This is a genomic window from Acidobacteriota bacterium (assembly GCA_020853395.1).
Lineage (GTDB): Bacteria > Acidobacteriota > Vicinamibacteria > Vicinamibacterales > SCN-69-37 > JADYYY01.
In genome coordinates this window covers 252,094-265,374 of sequence record JADYYY010000005.1, presented here as the reverse complement: position 1 = coordinate 265,374, position 13,281 = coordinate 252,094, and the positions used below count along the sequence as shown (strand labels likewise).

The 13,281-nt window shown below is 68.9% G+C and carries 10 protein-coding genes; 4 read left to right on the top strand and 6 right to left on the bottom strand.

The annotated features are described in order from the left end of the window. The first annotated feature begins 55 nt into the window (after positions 1 to 55). On the top strand, positions 56 to 1,816 hold the full coding sequence (locus tag IT184_05375) for a GAF domain-containing protein (protein ID MCC7008227.1): 1,761 nt from the start codon (positions 56 to 58) through the stop codon (positions 1,814 to 1,816). 342 nt (positions 1,817 to 2,158) lie between these two features. Here IT184_05375 and IT184_05370 read toward each other — a convergent pair whose 3' ends face one another. From IT184_05370 to IT184_05350, 5 genes are read right to left on the bottom strand one after another with little or no spacing between them, the layout of a single operon-like run. Continuing rightward, positions 2,159 to 3,364, bottom strand: a complete 1,206-nt coding sequence (locus tag IT184_05370; GenBank protein ID MCC7008226.1) for a hypothetical protein — start codon at positions 3,362 to 3,364, stop codon at positions 2,159 to 2,161. A gap of 52 nt (positions 3,365 to 3,416) precedes the next feature. Beyond that, a complete protein-coding gene (locus IT184_05365) occupies positions 3,417 to 5,177 on the bottom strand; it encodes a thioredoxin family protein (GenBank protein ID MCC7008225.1) in 1,761 nt (586 codons plus the stop codon). A gap of 19 nt (positions 5,178 to 5,196) precedes the next feature. After that, positions 5,197 to 6,972: a molybdopterin-dependent oxidoreductase gene (locus IT184_05360; protein MCC7008224.1), complete on the bottom strand. Its 1,776-nt coding sequence runs from the start codon at positions 6,970 to 6,972 to the stop codon at positions 5,197 to 5,199. Between the two features lie 10 nt (positions 6,973 to 6,982). Beyond that, the gene (locus tag IT184_05355; GenBank protein ID MCC7008223.1) at positions 6,983 to 8,206 is read right to left on the bottom strand and encodes a glycine C-acetyltransferase; all 1,224 of its coding nucleotides are present in this window, start codon (positions 8,204 to 8,206) and stop codon (positions 6,983 to 6,985) included. Positions 8,207 to 8,210: 4 nt separating this feature from the next. Continuing rightward, positions 8,211 to 9,419, bottom strand: coding sequence for an aminotransferase class I/II-fold pyridoxal phosphate-dependent enzyme (locus IT184_05350; GenBank protein ID MCC7008222.1), 1,209 nt, complete (start codon positions 9,417 to 9,419; stop codon positions 8,211 to 8,213). Positions 9,420 to 9,517: 98 nt separating this feature from the next. Between IT184_05350 and IT184_05345 the strand changes: the two genes are divergently transcribed. From IT184_05345 to IT184_05335, 3 genes are read left to right on the top strand one after another with little or no spacing between them, the layout of a single operon-like run. Then, on the top strand, positions 9,518 to 10,114 hold the full coding sequence (locus IT184_05345) for a porin family protein (GenBank protein ID MCC7008221.1): 597 nt from the start codon (positions 9,518 to 9,520) through the stop codon (positions 10,112 to 10,114). Positions 10,115 to 10,144: 30 nt separating this feature from the next. Continuing rightward, positions 10,145 to 10,630, top strand: coding sequence for a DoxX family protein (locus tag IT184_05340; GenBank protein MCC7008220.1), 486 nt, complete (start codon positions 10,145 to 10,147; stop codon positions 10,628 to 10,630). A 5-nt stretch (positions 10,631 to 10,635) separates the two neighbouring features. Next, positions 10,636 to 11,376 (top strand): SDR family oxidoreductase, encoded by a 741-nt coding sequence (locus IT184_05335; GenBank protein MCC7008219.1) that lies wholly within the window; start codon positions 10,636 to 10,638, stop codon positions 11,374 to 11,376. A 954-nt stretch (positions 11,377 to 12,330) separates the two neighbouring features. On the opposite strand, the gene IT184_05330 is transcribed toward IT184_05335, so the two are convergent. Further along, positions 12,331 to 13,227, bottom strand: coding sequence for a hypothetical protein (locus IT184_05330; protein MCC7008218.1), 897 nt, complete (start codon positions 13,225 to 13,227; stop codon positions 12,331 to 12,333). Positions 13,228 to 13,281: the final 54 nt, after the last annotated feature.

Genomic DNA, 13,281 nt, shown 5'->3' with positions numbered 1-13,281 from the left:
CGTTCAGGTTCCCGCCTCGTTTGGCATGAGCCACCATTCCAGTCTCGAGTCCGCTTTGGCGCCGTCAGCCGACGAGCGCGACGTCCTGCTCACGTTGTTCGATCTGGGCCGGAAGATCGTCTCGGTCATCGACCTCGACGAGTTGCTGCCGCTCGTACCACACCTGGTCGGCCGGCTCATTCCCTTCGACGCCTTCGCGGTGTACTTCTATCGCGACCGCCGCAAGGACAAGCGAGACGAGCTGACGCTGGCCTATACCGTCGGCTATCCGGACGAGGCGAAAGCGCTGGTGCGCGATTCGTCGAAGGGGCTCGTCGGCCGCGCCGTCACGACGCAGCAGCCGGTCGTGTCAGGAGACCTCGCGTCGGAGCCCGACTACTTTCCCCTCGTGCCCGCCATGTCGTCGATCGTCGTCGTGCCGCTCCTCCACAAGGCGAACGCGATCGGTGCGCTGAACGTGCTGAGCCGCGAGCGCGACCGCTACACCGAACGCGACGTGACGATCCTCCGGCAGTTCGCGGCGCACGTGGCGACGGCGCTCGTCAACGCGCGGTTGTTCGAGCGGCAGCGGGCCGACGCCGAGGCGTTCGAGACGCTCGCCGAAATCGGCCGTGAGGTCGCGGCCGTGCTCGACCTCGAGCGTCTCCTGTCGCGGATCGCGCAGCTCGCCGCCCGTCTCGTGGACTACCGCACGTTCGGCATCCTGCTGCTCAACGAGGCCACGTCGGAGCTGGAGCTGAAGGTCGGCGTCCAGTACGGGGAGAAAGTCCAGTTGCCGACCGTGCCGCTCGGCGAAGGGCTCGTGGGCTACGCGGCGCTCCACAAGGTGCCGGTCCTCGCACCGGACGTGTCGCAGGACCCGCGCTACATCAAGGTGGTCGAGGACGTGCGGTCGGAGCTGGTCGTGCCGATGCTGCTGAAGGATCGGTGCATCGGCGTGCTGGATCTGGAGAGCCCCGAGCTCGACGCGTTTTCGAAGCGGGACGTGGAGATCCTCACGCTGCTGGCCAGTCAGGCCGCCGTGTCGATCGAGAACGCGCGGCTCTACGAAGAGGTCTCGGCGAACGAATCGCGGCTCGAGCGGGAGCTGCGGTTCGCGACGCGCGTGCAGGCCGCGTTGCTGCCGACGACGCTGCCCAAGCGGGTCAAGGGCATCGACGTCGCGGCGTCGTTCGCGCCCGCGCGCGAGCTCGGCGGCGACTTCCACGATTTCATCCTGCCGGAATCGTCGACGGTCATCGTCGCCGTCGGCGACGTGTCGGGCAAGGGAGTGCCGGCGGCGCTCTATGCGGTCTTCGCGGGCGAGTTGGTGCGCAGCCGGACGTTTCGGCGCCGGATGACCGAGCGCTCGTCGCCCGCGCAGATCCTGTCGTCGATCAACACGATCCTGCACGAGCGCCAACTGGAGGAGTACTACTGCGCGCTGTGCTACGCCGCGTTCGATCTGAAGCGGAAGACGGTGACGCTCGCCAACTCCGGCCTGCCGTACCCGATTCGCACCAGCGGCGATTCAGTCCACCAGATCGAGCTGCCCGGCGTGCCGCTGGGGTCGTTCTTCGGCGTGACGTACGACGAGGTGGAGTTCCCGCTCACCGCCGGGGACGTTTACGTCTTCTGCTCGGACGGCGTCGTGGAAGCGATGAACAGCCGAGGCGAGGAGTACACTCCGGCGCGGCTGCAGGACGTTGTCGCCGCGTCACGGCACCTGAGCGCCGCGGAGATCGCGCGGGCGGTGGTCGAATCGGTGGACGAGCATCGCGCCGGGTTCGCGCCGAACGACGACACGACCGTCGTGGTCGTCAGGGTGACGACGTGAGACGCGCGGCGTGACCTGTTCTGAGTGCTGGGTCTCGAAAGTGGCGACTCCCGAGACTGAACGTCACAACGATCGAGATGTAGCGTTGGGTGGGCTCGACTCCAGGCTTGCAACTCGTGCTCGTGATCGTCGGTCCCTGTGAGCCGCCGGTGCGTCGCCTGACCGGATCGCGGTGATGCCAGCGCCTGCCTGTCGATGTTAACCACGTCCGGTTGACGCCCGACGGCTCGCCCCCTCCAAGTTCAAGACACGTACCACCGGGCGATCGGACCCGCCGCCTGATGGGCACGGCCCGGGATCAGGCGTGTCACTCGCGGAGGACGAGCGGCCGATGCCTGCAGGCTACGCCTGCGCGGCGCTTCGCGCGTCGCTGACCTCGGTCGGGCCGGCGAGGACGGCAAGCTGCGCCGCGATGATGCGCGCGACGGCGACGAGGTCCTGGGACGGCCTCGCGTCGCGTACCTCGGCCGAGAGCACGCCGGCGCATCCGTTGGGCGTGATGAGCGGCACCGCGATCGCCCCGGACGACTCCGGCGCTCCCGGCATCACCTGCGGCCGCATCGTCCGGAAGCACAGCGACGTGACGTTGTCGGCTGACACCGGCAGGGTGCCGAGCCTTGCGACGACCCTGGCGGAGTAGCCGTGTGTCAGCGATGGCCGGAGCGTCGTTTCGTCCACGTCGGGGGCCCAGAGAATCACGCCCTTGGCCTCCAGCAGATCGGCGGCGCGCTGCAGCAGGGCCGGGACGTCCCGGCTGTCGATGACGCGCGCCAGATCGACACACAACTCTGCGGCCTCTCCGAGATTCACCGAGGAGGCCGGTGCGGGTGCCGCCGGCTTGATGGGTGCCGGCTGCGGCGGTGCGGGGGCAGGTGCCGTCTTCACCGGCGGAGGCAGCTCGCGAATCATCTGAGCAGTGAGCGAGGCCGGCGATGCGGGAGCGGGCCGCGTCGTGCGGCCGGCGAGCAGCACCAACACGACGAGCAGCCCGAGCGCGCCGCCGGTGACGCCGAGGCCGAGCTGATGCAGTCCGGCAATGCGTGCTTCGGCCTCGCGCGTCTCCACGGCCTGGCCTTCGCCCAGCTCGCCGCGAATCTGCTGCGTTCCATCGACGCTGTCGGTGAAGATGAGATCGGCCGCGAGATCGGCCTGGGCGTTTGCAAGCTGCTCACGCGCCCGGCTGTCGGTGTCGGCGAGGCCGGCCACCGCGGCCAGCGCCGCCTCGTACCGGCGTCGAGCGCCGGCCTCAGCCGCCGCATCGCGCACGCCGGCCAGCATGGTCTCGAGCCGAGCGAGCAGATCCGCGCCGCGGCGCATCCAGAGCTCGCGCGCCTGCGGTTGAGGCGCGAAGTACGCGTGCTGCGCCGCTTTCAAATCGGACAACGCGACGTCGATCGCCGCGGTCTCACGTTCGCGCGACGTGACGGCGTGCCGCTCGCGATCGATCGACTGCGTGACACGGAAGCCGGAGAAGAGGGCGCCGAAGCCGGCGATGACTGCGAGGACGACCAGCAGACCGAGGAATGCTCTCGTTCGCTCCTGCTGCATCGCCGCTACTATAGCAGGCTCGTCGCACGCCTCAGGCGTGTTTCTCCGGCATCTACCGCGACGGCGGTGGCGTTCCCGCGGCCTTCGGTCTGAGGATCGCGTACACGGGCAGACCGACCGCCTCGATCCGGCGGAGCAGTTCCTTCGTGGGTGTGCTGTCGGGATCCTCGGCTTGATGTTTGACGAGCGTGTAGCCTCGCAGTGCCTGGAGCACGTCGGGATCGCGAAGCGTCGTGCGATCCATGACGAGGCAGTTCTTGCACCACGTCGCCCAGAAGTCGACGAGGACGAGCGTGCGTTTCTGCTCCGCGATCGTCAGGCCCTCGGCGAGCGACGCGTGCCATCCGGACTTCAGTTGCTCGGCGACGCTCGCCTTGACGCGCTCGGGATCGACCCAGCGACTCGAGACGATCTCGTATGCGGTGTAGGCGTAGTAGGCCGCGGTCGCGAGGATGAACACGCCCATCGCCTGTTTGACGCGCACCATCCAGGCTCCTGGCTTCGGCAAGGCGGCCAGGCCGGCACCGGCGATGGGCCAGGGCAACGCCATGCCGAGGCCGAGCACGAACGGCAAGGCGAGGGCCAGCCTCGTGCCTCGCGCGTACATGTCGCTCGCGAACACGACGACCTGGACGACCACCGGCGCGACACAGGCACCGGCGAGCAAGGCCGCGACGGCTCCCATGCCGAACGCGAGATACAGCGTGCCGCGGCTCTGCTCGCTGAAGCGAATCCGGCTCGAGAACCGCGAGAAGTCGAGCGAGAAGACGTCGAACATCGCGAGCCCGAGGAACACGAACAGCCCGGCGATCGCGACGTTGAACCAGACCGACGCGTTGATCGTGCCGAACGTTCCGGCGGTCAGAATCACCACGACGCCGAGCACGCCGTAGACGACGGCCATGGCCGCTCCGTACGTCAGGCCCAACAGGAAGCCCCGCCCGCGCCGGCCCGCGCGTGCGCCGGCGCCGATGATCGCCAGGTTGATCGGGATCATCGGCAGGACGCACGGCGTGAGGTTCAGCGCAAGACCGCCGACGAAGACGAGCATGAGGATCGTGGCCGGACCGCGTCCCTCGAACAGGCCCTTCGAGGCGACGCCAGCCTCCGCATCCCGGATGAACTGCACGAAGGCGCCGGGCGAGGCATAACCGGTCGTGCCGAGCACGTCGAACCGATCGAACTGCGCCAGCACATCGTCAGGCCGCCCGGTGGCGGCGGGGACGGGTGCGGGCCGCGGCGGCGCGGGCGCCGCTGCCGGCGGTTTCGTCGCGCGGGTCCAGTCCACCAGGCTGAACAGGTCCGGGTGCAGACGCCGCGGTGCTGTGGCGGAATCGACGCGCACGGTCCACAGCAGGTCGACCGTCTTCGGCGGAAAGCACGCGGTGTCGTTGCACGCCTGGTAGCGCACGCGTCCTTGGATGGGCAGATCGCCGGGTGGGTGGGTGTTCGCGATCCGCAAACGCGCGCCGATCACGACGTCACCTTCGAACACGTCGAGCGGCTGATCGAAGCCGAGCACGCGGAACTCGGTCGTCGCCGGAAACGCCACGTCCTCGTAGGTGACGCCGGCCGGCGTGTCGATGGCGAGCCGCGTGGGGATGACCGAGGGGTCCGTCGGGCGGTCGGACTGCAGGTGCAAGCCGGCCGGCATCGCAATCGAGACGCCGACTCTGGCGATGCCGCCGGGCACGACGACATCGGTTTCGACGATCGGCGCAACGGTGATGGCTGGTGCGCCGGGGCCGGTCTGACCGAGGCTGAGCGTGCTGGCCGCGAGCAGCGCGAGCGTGAGCGATCGCCGGGCTGTCATCGCGGCCGCCGCGGCCGGTCTACTTCACTTCCTTCAGCGGAATGACTTCGGCACGCGGCAGCGGACCGAAATCCTCGCCGAACTTGACCGGCGGCAGGTCCTGGAACATGAAGTCCCACTTCCATCGCTCCATCGGGTTCGACGCCTGCAGCCACTGGCGTGCGGCGATGGGTCGCGAGAACGCCATCGAGGACAGGGCGCGGTAGCCCGGCACGGCCTCGAGCGCCGCGGCGATGGCTTCGCGAACGGCCTGCGACGACGCGTACTGCACGTTCATGCCGAACACGACGCCGAGCTTCGCGAGGATCTGCCAGTCTTCGATCGCGTCACCGGGCGGAAGGATGACGCGCGAGGCCGGCTGCACGTGTCCCGTCATGTTCGTGTACGTCGCGTCCTTCTCGACGAAGGCGGCGCCGGGCAGCACGATGTCGGCCGCGTCGGCCAGCGGCGTGTGCAGCACGCCTTGGACGACCAGCGTGCCGATGCGCCCCGCCTGCCGCGCCGCCAGGATCCAGTCCACCTCGCCGATCGATCCGTCGGGACCGGGATCCAGCACGTACAGCAGGCGGACCTGGCCGGCGTCGACCGCGGCGCGGAGCGCCGAGACGTCAGCCGGAGCGTGTTCGTCGGCGATCGGAAACCCGAGATCGCGGGCACCGCGCAGGTTGGGGGCGTCCACCGCCGGAATCCGGAACGTCGTGTTGCTCGGCTGCGGCTTCTCGCGGTAGCGCCATCCGAACGTGACGCTGCCGGCATGGGCCGTGATGTCGCGGAGCACGAACAGCTCCTCGAGCGAGGCGTGGCCCGAGACGAAGAAGCGCGCCGCCGACGGACCGCCGCCGGCATCGACCGCGTCCTTCACCGCGACGAGCGCGTCGGCCCACGGCACGGCGTCGAGCGATCGGCCGCGCCGGACGTGCGGCTGACGCAGCCGCCGGTCGCTCTCGATCCAGTGATAGTCGAAGCGGCCGATGTCGCACATCCAGTAGCTGTTGATCTCCGGATTGAGCCGCGGGGTCGTCCGGATCAGCCTCGCGCCCTTCGCCCACTCGGGCTTCGCCTTGATCCAGGCGGTCGTGTTGCACCCCTTCGCGCAGAGCGTGCAGATCGTGTCGACCGCCAGGGCGTTGTCCCACGGCCGCGACTTGAACCGGTAGTCGCGCGTCGTGATCGCGCCGACCGGGCAGACGTCCATGAGGTTGCCCGACAGGAGCGAGACCACGCCCTGTTCGGCGAACGTGGCGATCTCGCTGCCGTAGCCGCGCTGCACGATCCCGATCTGCGCGTCGCCGTCCACTTCCTTCATGAACCGCACGCACCGCGTGCACAGGATGCAGCGGTTGCGGTTCAGCATCAGCGTCGGCCCGAAGTCGACGTCGGCCTTCACGCCTTCGCCGTCGAACACCCGGCGCGGGAACTCCATCCGGCTCCGCTCGGGGCCGAACGAGTACGAGAAATCCTGGAGCGGGCACTCGCCGCCCTTGTCGCAGACCGGGCAGTCGAGCGGGTGGTTGATGAGGAGGAACTCGAAGACGCTGGCGCGCGCCGCTTCGACGTCCGCGGAGTTGGTCGTCACGACCATGCCATCCGCGCAGATGGTCGAGCAGGCGGTCTGCAGCTTCGCCATCTTCTCGATCTTGACGATGCAGACGCGGCAGGACCCGTCGACGCCGATCCCCGGGTGATAGCAGTAGTACGGGACGGGGCTTCCGTGCTGGTTGGCCGCCTCGAGCACGGTCGTGCCCTTCGCGACCGTGACCTGTTGCCCGTTGATCGTCAGCGTGACCGTGTCCATATCGAACCGATCATATCGCAGGCGTTTTCGGGGCCGAGCGCGCCGGGCCGGCCTCGATGATGCGCAGCCGGCGGCCCACCTCTCCGAAGATCTCCAGGGCCCGTTCGAGCTGCTCGTGCGAGTGCGTGGCGGTCACGATCGTGCGGACGCGGGCCTTGCCCCTCGGGACGGTCGGGAACGCGAGGCCCTGGGCGAAGACCCCTTCGGCGAAGAGCTCGTCGGACAGCCGCATCGCCAGGGCGCCGTCGCCGACGATGACGGGCGTGATCGGGCTGTCGCTCGTGCCGGTGTCGAATCCGAGCGCCGCCAGCCCCGCCTTGAAGAACCGCGTGTTCTCCCAGAGCCGATCGATGAGCTGCGGCTCCTCTTCGAGCACGTCCAGCGCGGCCAGGCAGGTAGCCGCGACGGCAGGCGGATGTGAGGTCGAGAAGAGAAGCGGCCGCGCCCGATGCTCCAGGAACTCGATGAGCGCGCGCGATCCCGCAACGTAGCCGCCGAGGGCGCCGATCGCTTTCGAGAGCGTGCCGACCTGGACGTCCACGCGGCCGTGCAACCCGAAGTGATCGACGGTGCCGCGGCCCTGTCGGCCGAACACCCCGCTCGCGTGCGCGTCGTCCACCATCATGATCGCGCCGAATTGCTCGGCGGCGTCGCAGAGGCCGGGCAGGGCGCCAACGTCGCCGTCCATGCTGAAGACGCCGTCGGTGATGACGAGCGTGCGCTGGGCCCGCGGCACGTCGCGCAGAATCCGCCGCGCCGCGTCGACGTCCTTGTGTGGAAAGACCTTGATCGATGCGCGGCTCAGCCGGCAGCCGTCGATGATGCTCGCGTGGTTCAGCTCGTCCGAGACGACGACGTCGTCTTTCGTGAGGATGGCCTGGACGGTGCCCGCGTTGGCGGTGAAGCCGCTCTGGAAGACGAGGGCGGCTTCCGTGCCCTTGAAGGCCGCGAGGCGCCGTTCGAGCTCGACGTGCAGCGTCATCGTGCCGGCGATGGTTCGCACGGATCCCGAGCCGACGCCATAGCGATCGATCGCGTCCTTGGCGCGCTCGATGAGCCGCGGGTGCGTGGTGAGCCCGAGGTAGTTGTTCGACGACAGGTTGATGACGTCGCGGCCGTCGAACTCGGCCTGCGCCTGCTGGCGCCCTTCGAGGATTCGGAACGTGCGGCGCAGCCCCTGCGAGGCCAGGGCCTCGAGATCTGCCGTCAGGTATCGCAGCGGATCCGCGCGCATCCCGCTACTGCGACAGGAATGACGCAGTGAACGCCGCCATGTCGTCGTAGATCGTCGTGAGCACGTCGGGCGCGGCGAGACAGACGATCCGGAAATACCCGTCCTCGGGGCGCGTGCCGAACCCGGCGCCGTAGACGCAGAGGTTGCCCGACGCCTTCAGGAATCCGAGCACGTAGTCCTCGTCGGTGCGTCCGGGCGGCAGGTCCACCTGCGGCATCGCGTAGAACGCGGCTCGCGGCGTGACGCAGCGCATGCCTGGAATCGCGTTGATCCGCTGAGCGGTCAGCTCCGCGCGCACGCGCAGGGCCCCGGCGAACCCCGCCTGATGCGAGCGGTCGCCGTTGAGCGCGGGCTCGATGGCGTACTGCATCGGGCCGGGGCTGCAGAGCCGTCCGTCGGCCATCTTGCGGATCGCGGCGAGCGCCTCGTCGAGCCGCTCGGACCGTCCGACCACCAGCCAGCCGGTGCGCCAGCCGGGCGCGAGGTACGCCTTCGAGAGCGACGAGAACGAGAGGATCGGCGCGTCCGGCGCGAGCGAGCCGTACAGCGGCGACGGCCCGTCGTAGGCGACGTCGCTGTACACCTCGTCGGCGAGCAGGGGCACGCCGGTCCGATCGGCGAGGTCGATGAGCGCGCGGCGCGTCGCTTCCGGATAAATGGCGCCGGTCGGGTTGTTCGGATCGATGACGACGATCGCGCGCGTCGCGCGCGTGATCAATCGCCGGATGTCGTCGACGTCCGGCTGCCAACCTTGCGTCGGATCCGTCCGGTAATAGACGGCCTTCGCGCCGATCTTCGCGAGCACCGCGGTGTACAGCGGATAGGTCGGCGTCGGCACGAGCACTTCCTCGTGCGCGTCGGCGAGCGTGCTGAGCGCAAGCTCGATGCCTTCGCTCGTGCCCGAGGTGATCACGACGCGATCGGGCGACACCGGCATGCCGCGTCGCGTGTACTCCTCGGCGACGGCGCGCCGGGCGGGCTCGATGCCGGCCGACGGCACGTAACCGTTGTGACCGTCTCGCAGTGCGCGTTCGATCGCCGCGACGAGGTGCGCCGGGGTTCGGAACCCGAACTGAATCGGATCCCCGATGTTGAGGTACCGCACCTGACGGCCCGCGGCCTCGAGCTTCTTCGCTTCCGCCACGATGTTCCGGATGGCATAGGAGAAACCGCCGACGCGCGAAGAAATCGGGACCGACGTGCCGAGAGCCATGACCACATCGTAGCGTAGGACCACCGGATCCTTCCGAGAATGCCCGGCGGCCTACAGCCGGGCGGGCCTCGCTCCGACACTCCTGACGAGGGCCCTTCATGTCATTGCACAGCAAGTGGTTCGCGGCGCTGGTGCTGGCCGGCGCGGTCACGGCGCCGGTTGACGTCCTGGCGCAGGCGTTCGGCATCGGACCGCGCCTGAGCTTCGTCCGCAGCGAGGTCGGCTCGTCGGGGCCGGCGACGCGGCTGGTCGGCGGCACTTTGCGGCTCAGGTCGTCCCGCCATGTGGCATTGGAGGCGGCGCTGGATTATCGGGCCGACTACACGGCCGATCGAACGTCGCGTGTTCGGCAGAGTCCGCTGCAGGTGTCCCTGCTGCTCTTTCCCATCCGATCCACGATCTCGCCCTATCTGCTGGCCGGGATGGGGCTCTACACCGAACACGCCGATTCGCTGAACCCTGCGGGCGCGGTGCTCGAGACGACAATGACGCGCAAGACCGGGTCGCATCTCGGCGTGGGCGCGGAACTGCTCCTTGCCCGGCACGCCGCGCTGTTCGTGGACTACCGGCTCCGGTTCGTGAAGTTCGGCACGGCCGAGCCCGACGCCGAGCCGATCGACATCCCGGGCCTGCGCAGCCTCGAGCTGTCGCACCGCGGAACGATGTGGACGTCGGGGATGGCGTTCTACTTCTAGTCCGCGAATTCGGTGTCAGAATCAGCGTCGATGGTGGCCCCCGGCCTGCTCATCGTCCGACTGACGCTCGCGACCGTCCTCATCGCCCACGGCTGCCACACGCTGTTCGGCTTCTTCTCCGGGCCGGGTGTCGGTCCAGGCGGTCTCTCGGCCTCCGCGGCGTTCTTCACCACGATGGGCCTGTCGCCAGGATTCGCGTTCGCGGTGCTCGCCGGCCTCGTACGGCTCGCCGGTGGCATGCTCATCGCGATCGGGTGGTTCACCCGTCCCGCCTCCGCCGGCATCGTCACGCTCGTCGCGATAGAGGCATGGAGAGCGCAGTGGCGCTGGGGATTCTTCCTCAACTGGATGCTCGAGCCGACACAGGGGCACGGCGTCGAGTTCTCGGTCCTGTTGATTGGGGCGCTGACGGGCCTCGTGCTGACCGGGGCCGGTGACTGGTCGTTCGACGGGCGCCGCGCCGAGTCGGCGGCATCGCGGGCATCCGCGCGGGCCCGCCTGCGGACGCGAGGCTGACCACGATGATGCTCACATCGCGCGTCGTGCTGCTCACCGGCGCCAAGCGGATTGGCGCCGAGATCGCGGCGGCCGTCGCGGCGCGCGGCGCGGACGTGGCGGTCGTCTATCGGCGTTCCGCCGCCGAGGCGCGGCAGGTCGAGGAGCGCGTGCAGTCGCTCGGCCGCAGGGCGCTGTTGATTCAGGCCGACGTCGCCGATCCGGCGGCGTGCCGCAGCGCCGTGGCCGCCGTGGATCTCGAGTTCGGGCGGCTCGATGTGCTGGTGAACATGGCCTCGGTGTACCACCAGGTGGCGTTCGACGAGCTGGACGCCGCCGAGTGGCGCCGGCAGCTCTCGGTCGATCTCGACGGATCGTTTCACTGCGCGATGGCCGCCGTGCCGGTCATGCGGCGTCACGGCGGCGGCCGGATCGTGAACTTTGCGGACTGGGTCGCGGCGAGCCGGCGGCCCCGGTATCCCGGCTTCCTGGCGTACTACGTGGCCAAGGCCGGCGTGCAGGCGCTCACCGAAGCGCTGGCGCTCGAAGTCGCGGCCGATCAGATCCTCGTGAATGCGATCGCGCCCGGTCCGATCCTCGCGCCTCCGGGCACGTCGGAGACCGAGCTCGAGGCGGTCGTCGCCGCGACACCGCTCGGCCGCTGGGGCGGCGCCGACGAGATTGTCAAAGCGGTGCTGGCGCTCATCGAGACCGACTTCATCACCGGCGAGACCATCCGGGTCGACGGCGGACGGCATTTGCGATAGCGGTGACGACGGGTACGACGGGTACGACCGGTACGCTGGGTACGACAGGTCCAAGGAACGAACTGACGCTCGCCATCGGGCTGGACAGGTACGACGGGTACGACCGGTCCGAGGAACGAACTGACGCGGGTCATCGGGCTGGACAGGTACGACGAGTACGACCGGTGACGACGGGTACGACCGGTACGACGGGTACGACAGGTCCGAGGAACGAACTGACGCGGGTCATCGGGCTGGACAGGTACGACGGGTACGACCGGTGACGACGGGTACGACAGGTCCAAGGAACGAACTGACGCGGATCATCGGGTTAACAAACACTGGACAGTCATTACAGGCCAACGTCAGGCCGTGCGCATGCGGATCGCGGTTGGCTTCGAGGGAGTGCTCGAGATCCTCACACGCGGTCCGTACCGAAGAAGGCGCGCCCTGGAAGCGTCTTCGGAGACGAGATGAACGCTGGACTGCTGCGGAAGGCCCACGCGTGGGTGCGAATGCTCTGGCGGCGCAACGGCGCCGGCCCTCCGCTTCCGCCGCTTCCGCCAGCGAGCGGCGTGCGACAGCCGAGGAACCAGAAACCTCCACTCGCCGGCTCGTCAGTCGCCGTGCTCGAACCGCCAGATGATCGGGGTTCAGTCAGCGCGGTAGGCCGAACGCAGAGATGAGGCTCTTGGGGCGGGACAACGCCAGCGTTATTAGACCGATGGCCCGCGTCAGTTCGTTCCTTGAACCCGTCGTACCCAGCGTACCGGTCGCACCCGTCGTACCGATTCGGTACTCGCTGAAATCGAGGACCCGCGTCAGTTCGTTCCTTGAACCCGTCGTACCCAGCGTGCCGGTCGCACCCGTCGTACCGATTCGGTACTCGCTGAAATCGAGACCCGCGTCAGCTCGTTCCTTGGACCCGTCGTACCCAGCGTACCGGTCGTACCCGTCGTACCTGTCGAGCCCGCGTCAGTTCGTTCCTTGAACCTGTCGCACCTTCGGACCCGTCGTGTCCGCCGTACCGACGAGCGACAGGATTCTGGTGAGCGTCTGCTTGGCGCGTCCGACGGGCAGGTTCGAGACGTACCACCGGCGGATGCCTGCCGCGTGCAGCGCCGCAATCGTGCGGGCGCAGACCTCGTCCGGCGACGCACCGGCGGCGAACTCCTCCGTCAGTGCCGTGACCGGCACCGGCAGGAACTGTCGCAGCACTTCCAACGTCTTGGCGTTCGCGCTGCGATAGTAGAAGACGCCGAACACGCCCGGGAGGTCGACGTGCTTGCGCACGACGGCGTCCTGGAAGCGTTCGATCGCTCCGCGGTCGTGGTGCGAGACGATCTGCGTGAGGAAGAACTCGCCGGTGAAGTGCGAATCCGCGAGGAAGCCGGCCTGCGCGTCCGCGTTCGCGTGAGGGTTGGCCCAGCCGCCCAGCGCGAGCCCCGGCACCTGCGCGCGGATCTTCTCGCGAAGCTGCCAGGCGTGCTCGACGCAGCGCCTGGGCCCGACGCTTCGATCGCCCCCGAGCACGACGAGCGATCGAAAGCCCTCCTGCCAGGCCTGCTCCGCGTACGAGAGACAGAAGTCGAGCGTGTGCTTGGTCGTGAGGAACGGGACGACGCGGTCGCGCGGCACGTCGCCGCCGAGGTTGTTCACGAGATGGCGGAGGTTGTGCTCCTCGCGCGTGCCGACGGCGCTGTCGGTCAGGAACACGAACGTCCCGCCGCGCACGAGGCCGCGGACCGCGTGGTAGGTGTCGATCCAGGCATCGCGGCTCGCGGCGGCGTCGAGCTCGGCCCGCGGCGGGCGGAGCTCAACCGACATGAGCGCGTCCCCGGTGCCGAGCGCTGTCACGAGCGCGGACGACATGCCGGCAGTATAGCGGCAGGCAGCGCGAGGCGCCGCTTGTCAGCCATGCGGGAG

Bases quoted from the DNA above. Each gene is read 5' to 3' on its own strand.
- IT184_05370 (MCC7008226.1), bottom strand. From the start codon at position 3,364: ATGCAGCAGGAGCGAACGAGAGCATTCCTCGGTCTGCTGGTCGTCCTC.
- IT184_05365 (MCC7008225.1), bottom strand. From the start codon at position 5,177: ATGACAGCCCGGCGATCGCTCACGCTCGCGCTGCTCGCGGCCAGCACG.
- IT184_05360 (MCC7008224.1), bottom strand. From the start codon at position 6,972: ATGGACACGGTCACGCTGACGATCAACGGGCAACAGGTCACGGTCGCG.
- IT184_05355 (MCC7008223.1), bottom strand. From the start codon at position 8,206: ATGCGCGCGGATCCGCTGCGATACCTGACGGCAGATCTCGAGGCCCTG.
- IT184_05350 (MCC7008222.1), bottom strand. From the start codon at position 9,419: ATGGCTCTCGGCACGTCGGTCCCGATTTCTTCGCGCGTCGGCGGTTTC.
- IT184_05345 (MCC7008221.1), top strand. From the start codon at position 9,518: ATGTCATTGCACAGCAAGTGGTTCGCGGCGCTGGTGCTGGCCGGCGCG.
- IT184_05340 (MCC7008220.1), top strand. From the start codon at position 10,145: ATGGTGGCCCCCGGCCTGCTCATCGTCCGACTGACGCTCGCGACCGTC.
- IT184_05335 (MCC7008219.1), top strand. From the start codon at position 10,636: ATGATGCTCACATCGCGCGTCGTGCTGCTCACCGGCGCCAAGCGGATT.
- IT184_05330 (MCC7008218.1), bottom strand. From the start codon at position 13,227: ATGTCGTCCGCGCTCGTGACAGCGCTCGGCACCGGGGACGCGCTCATG.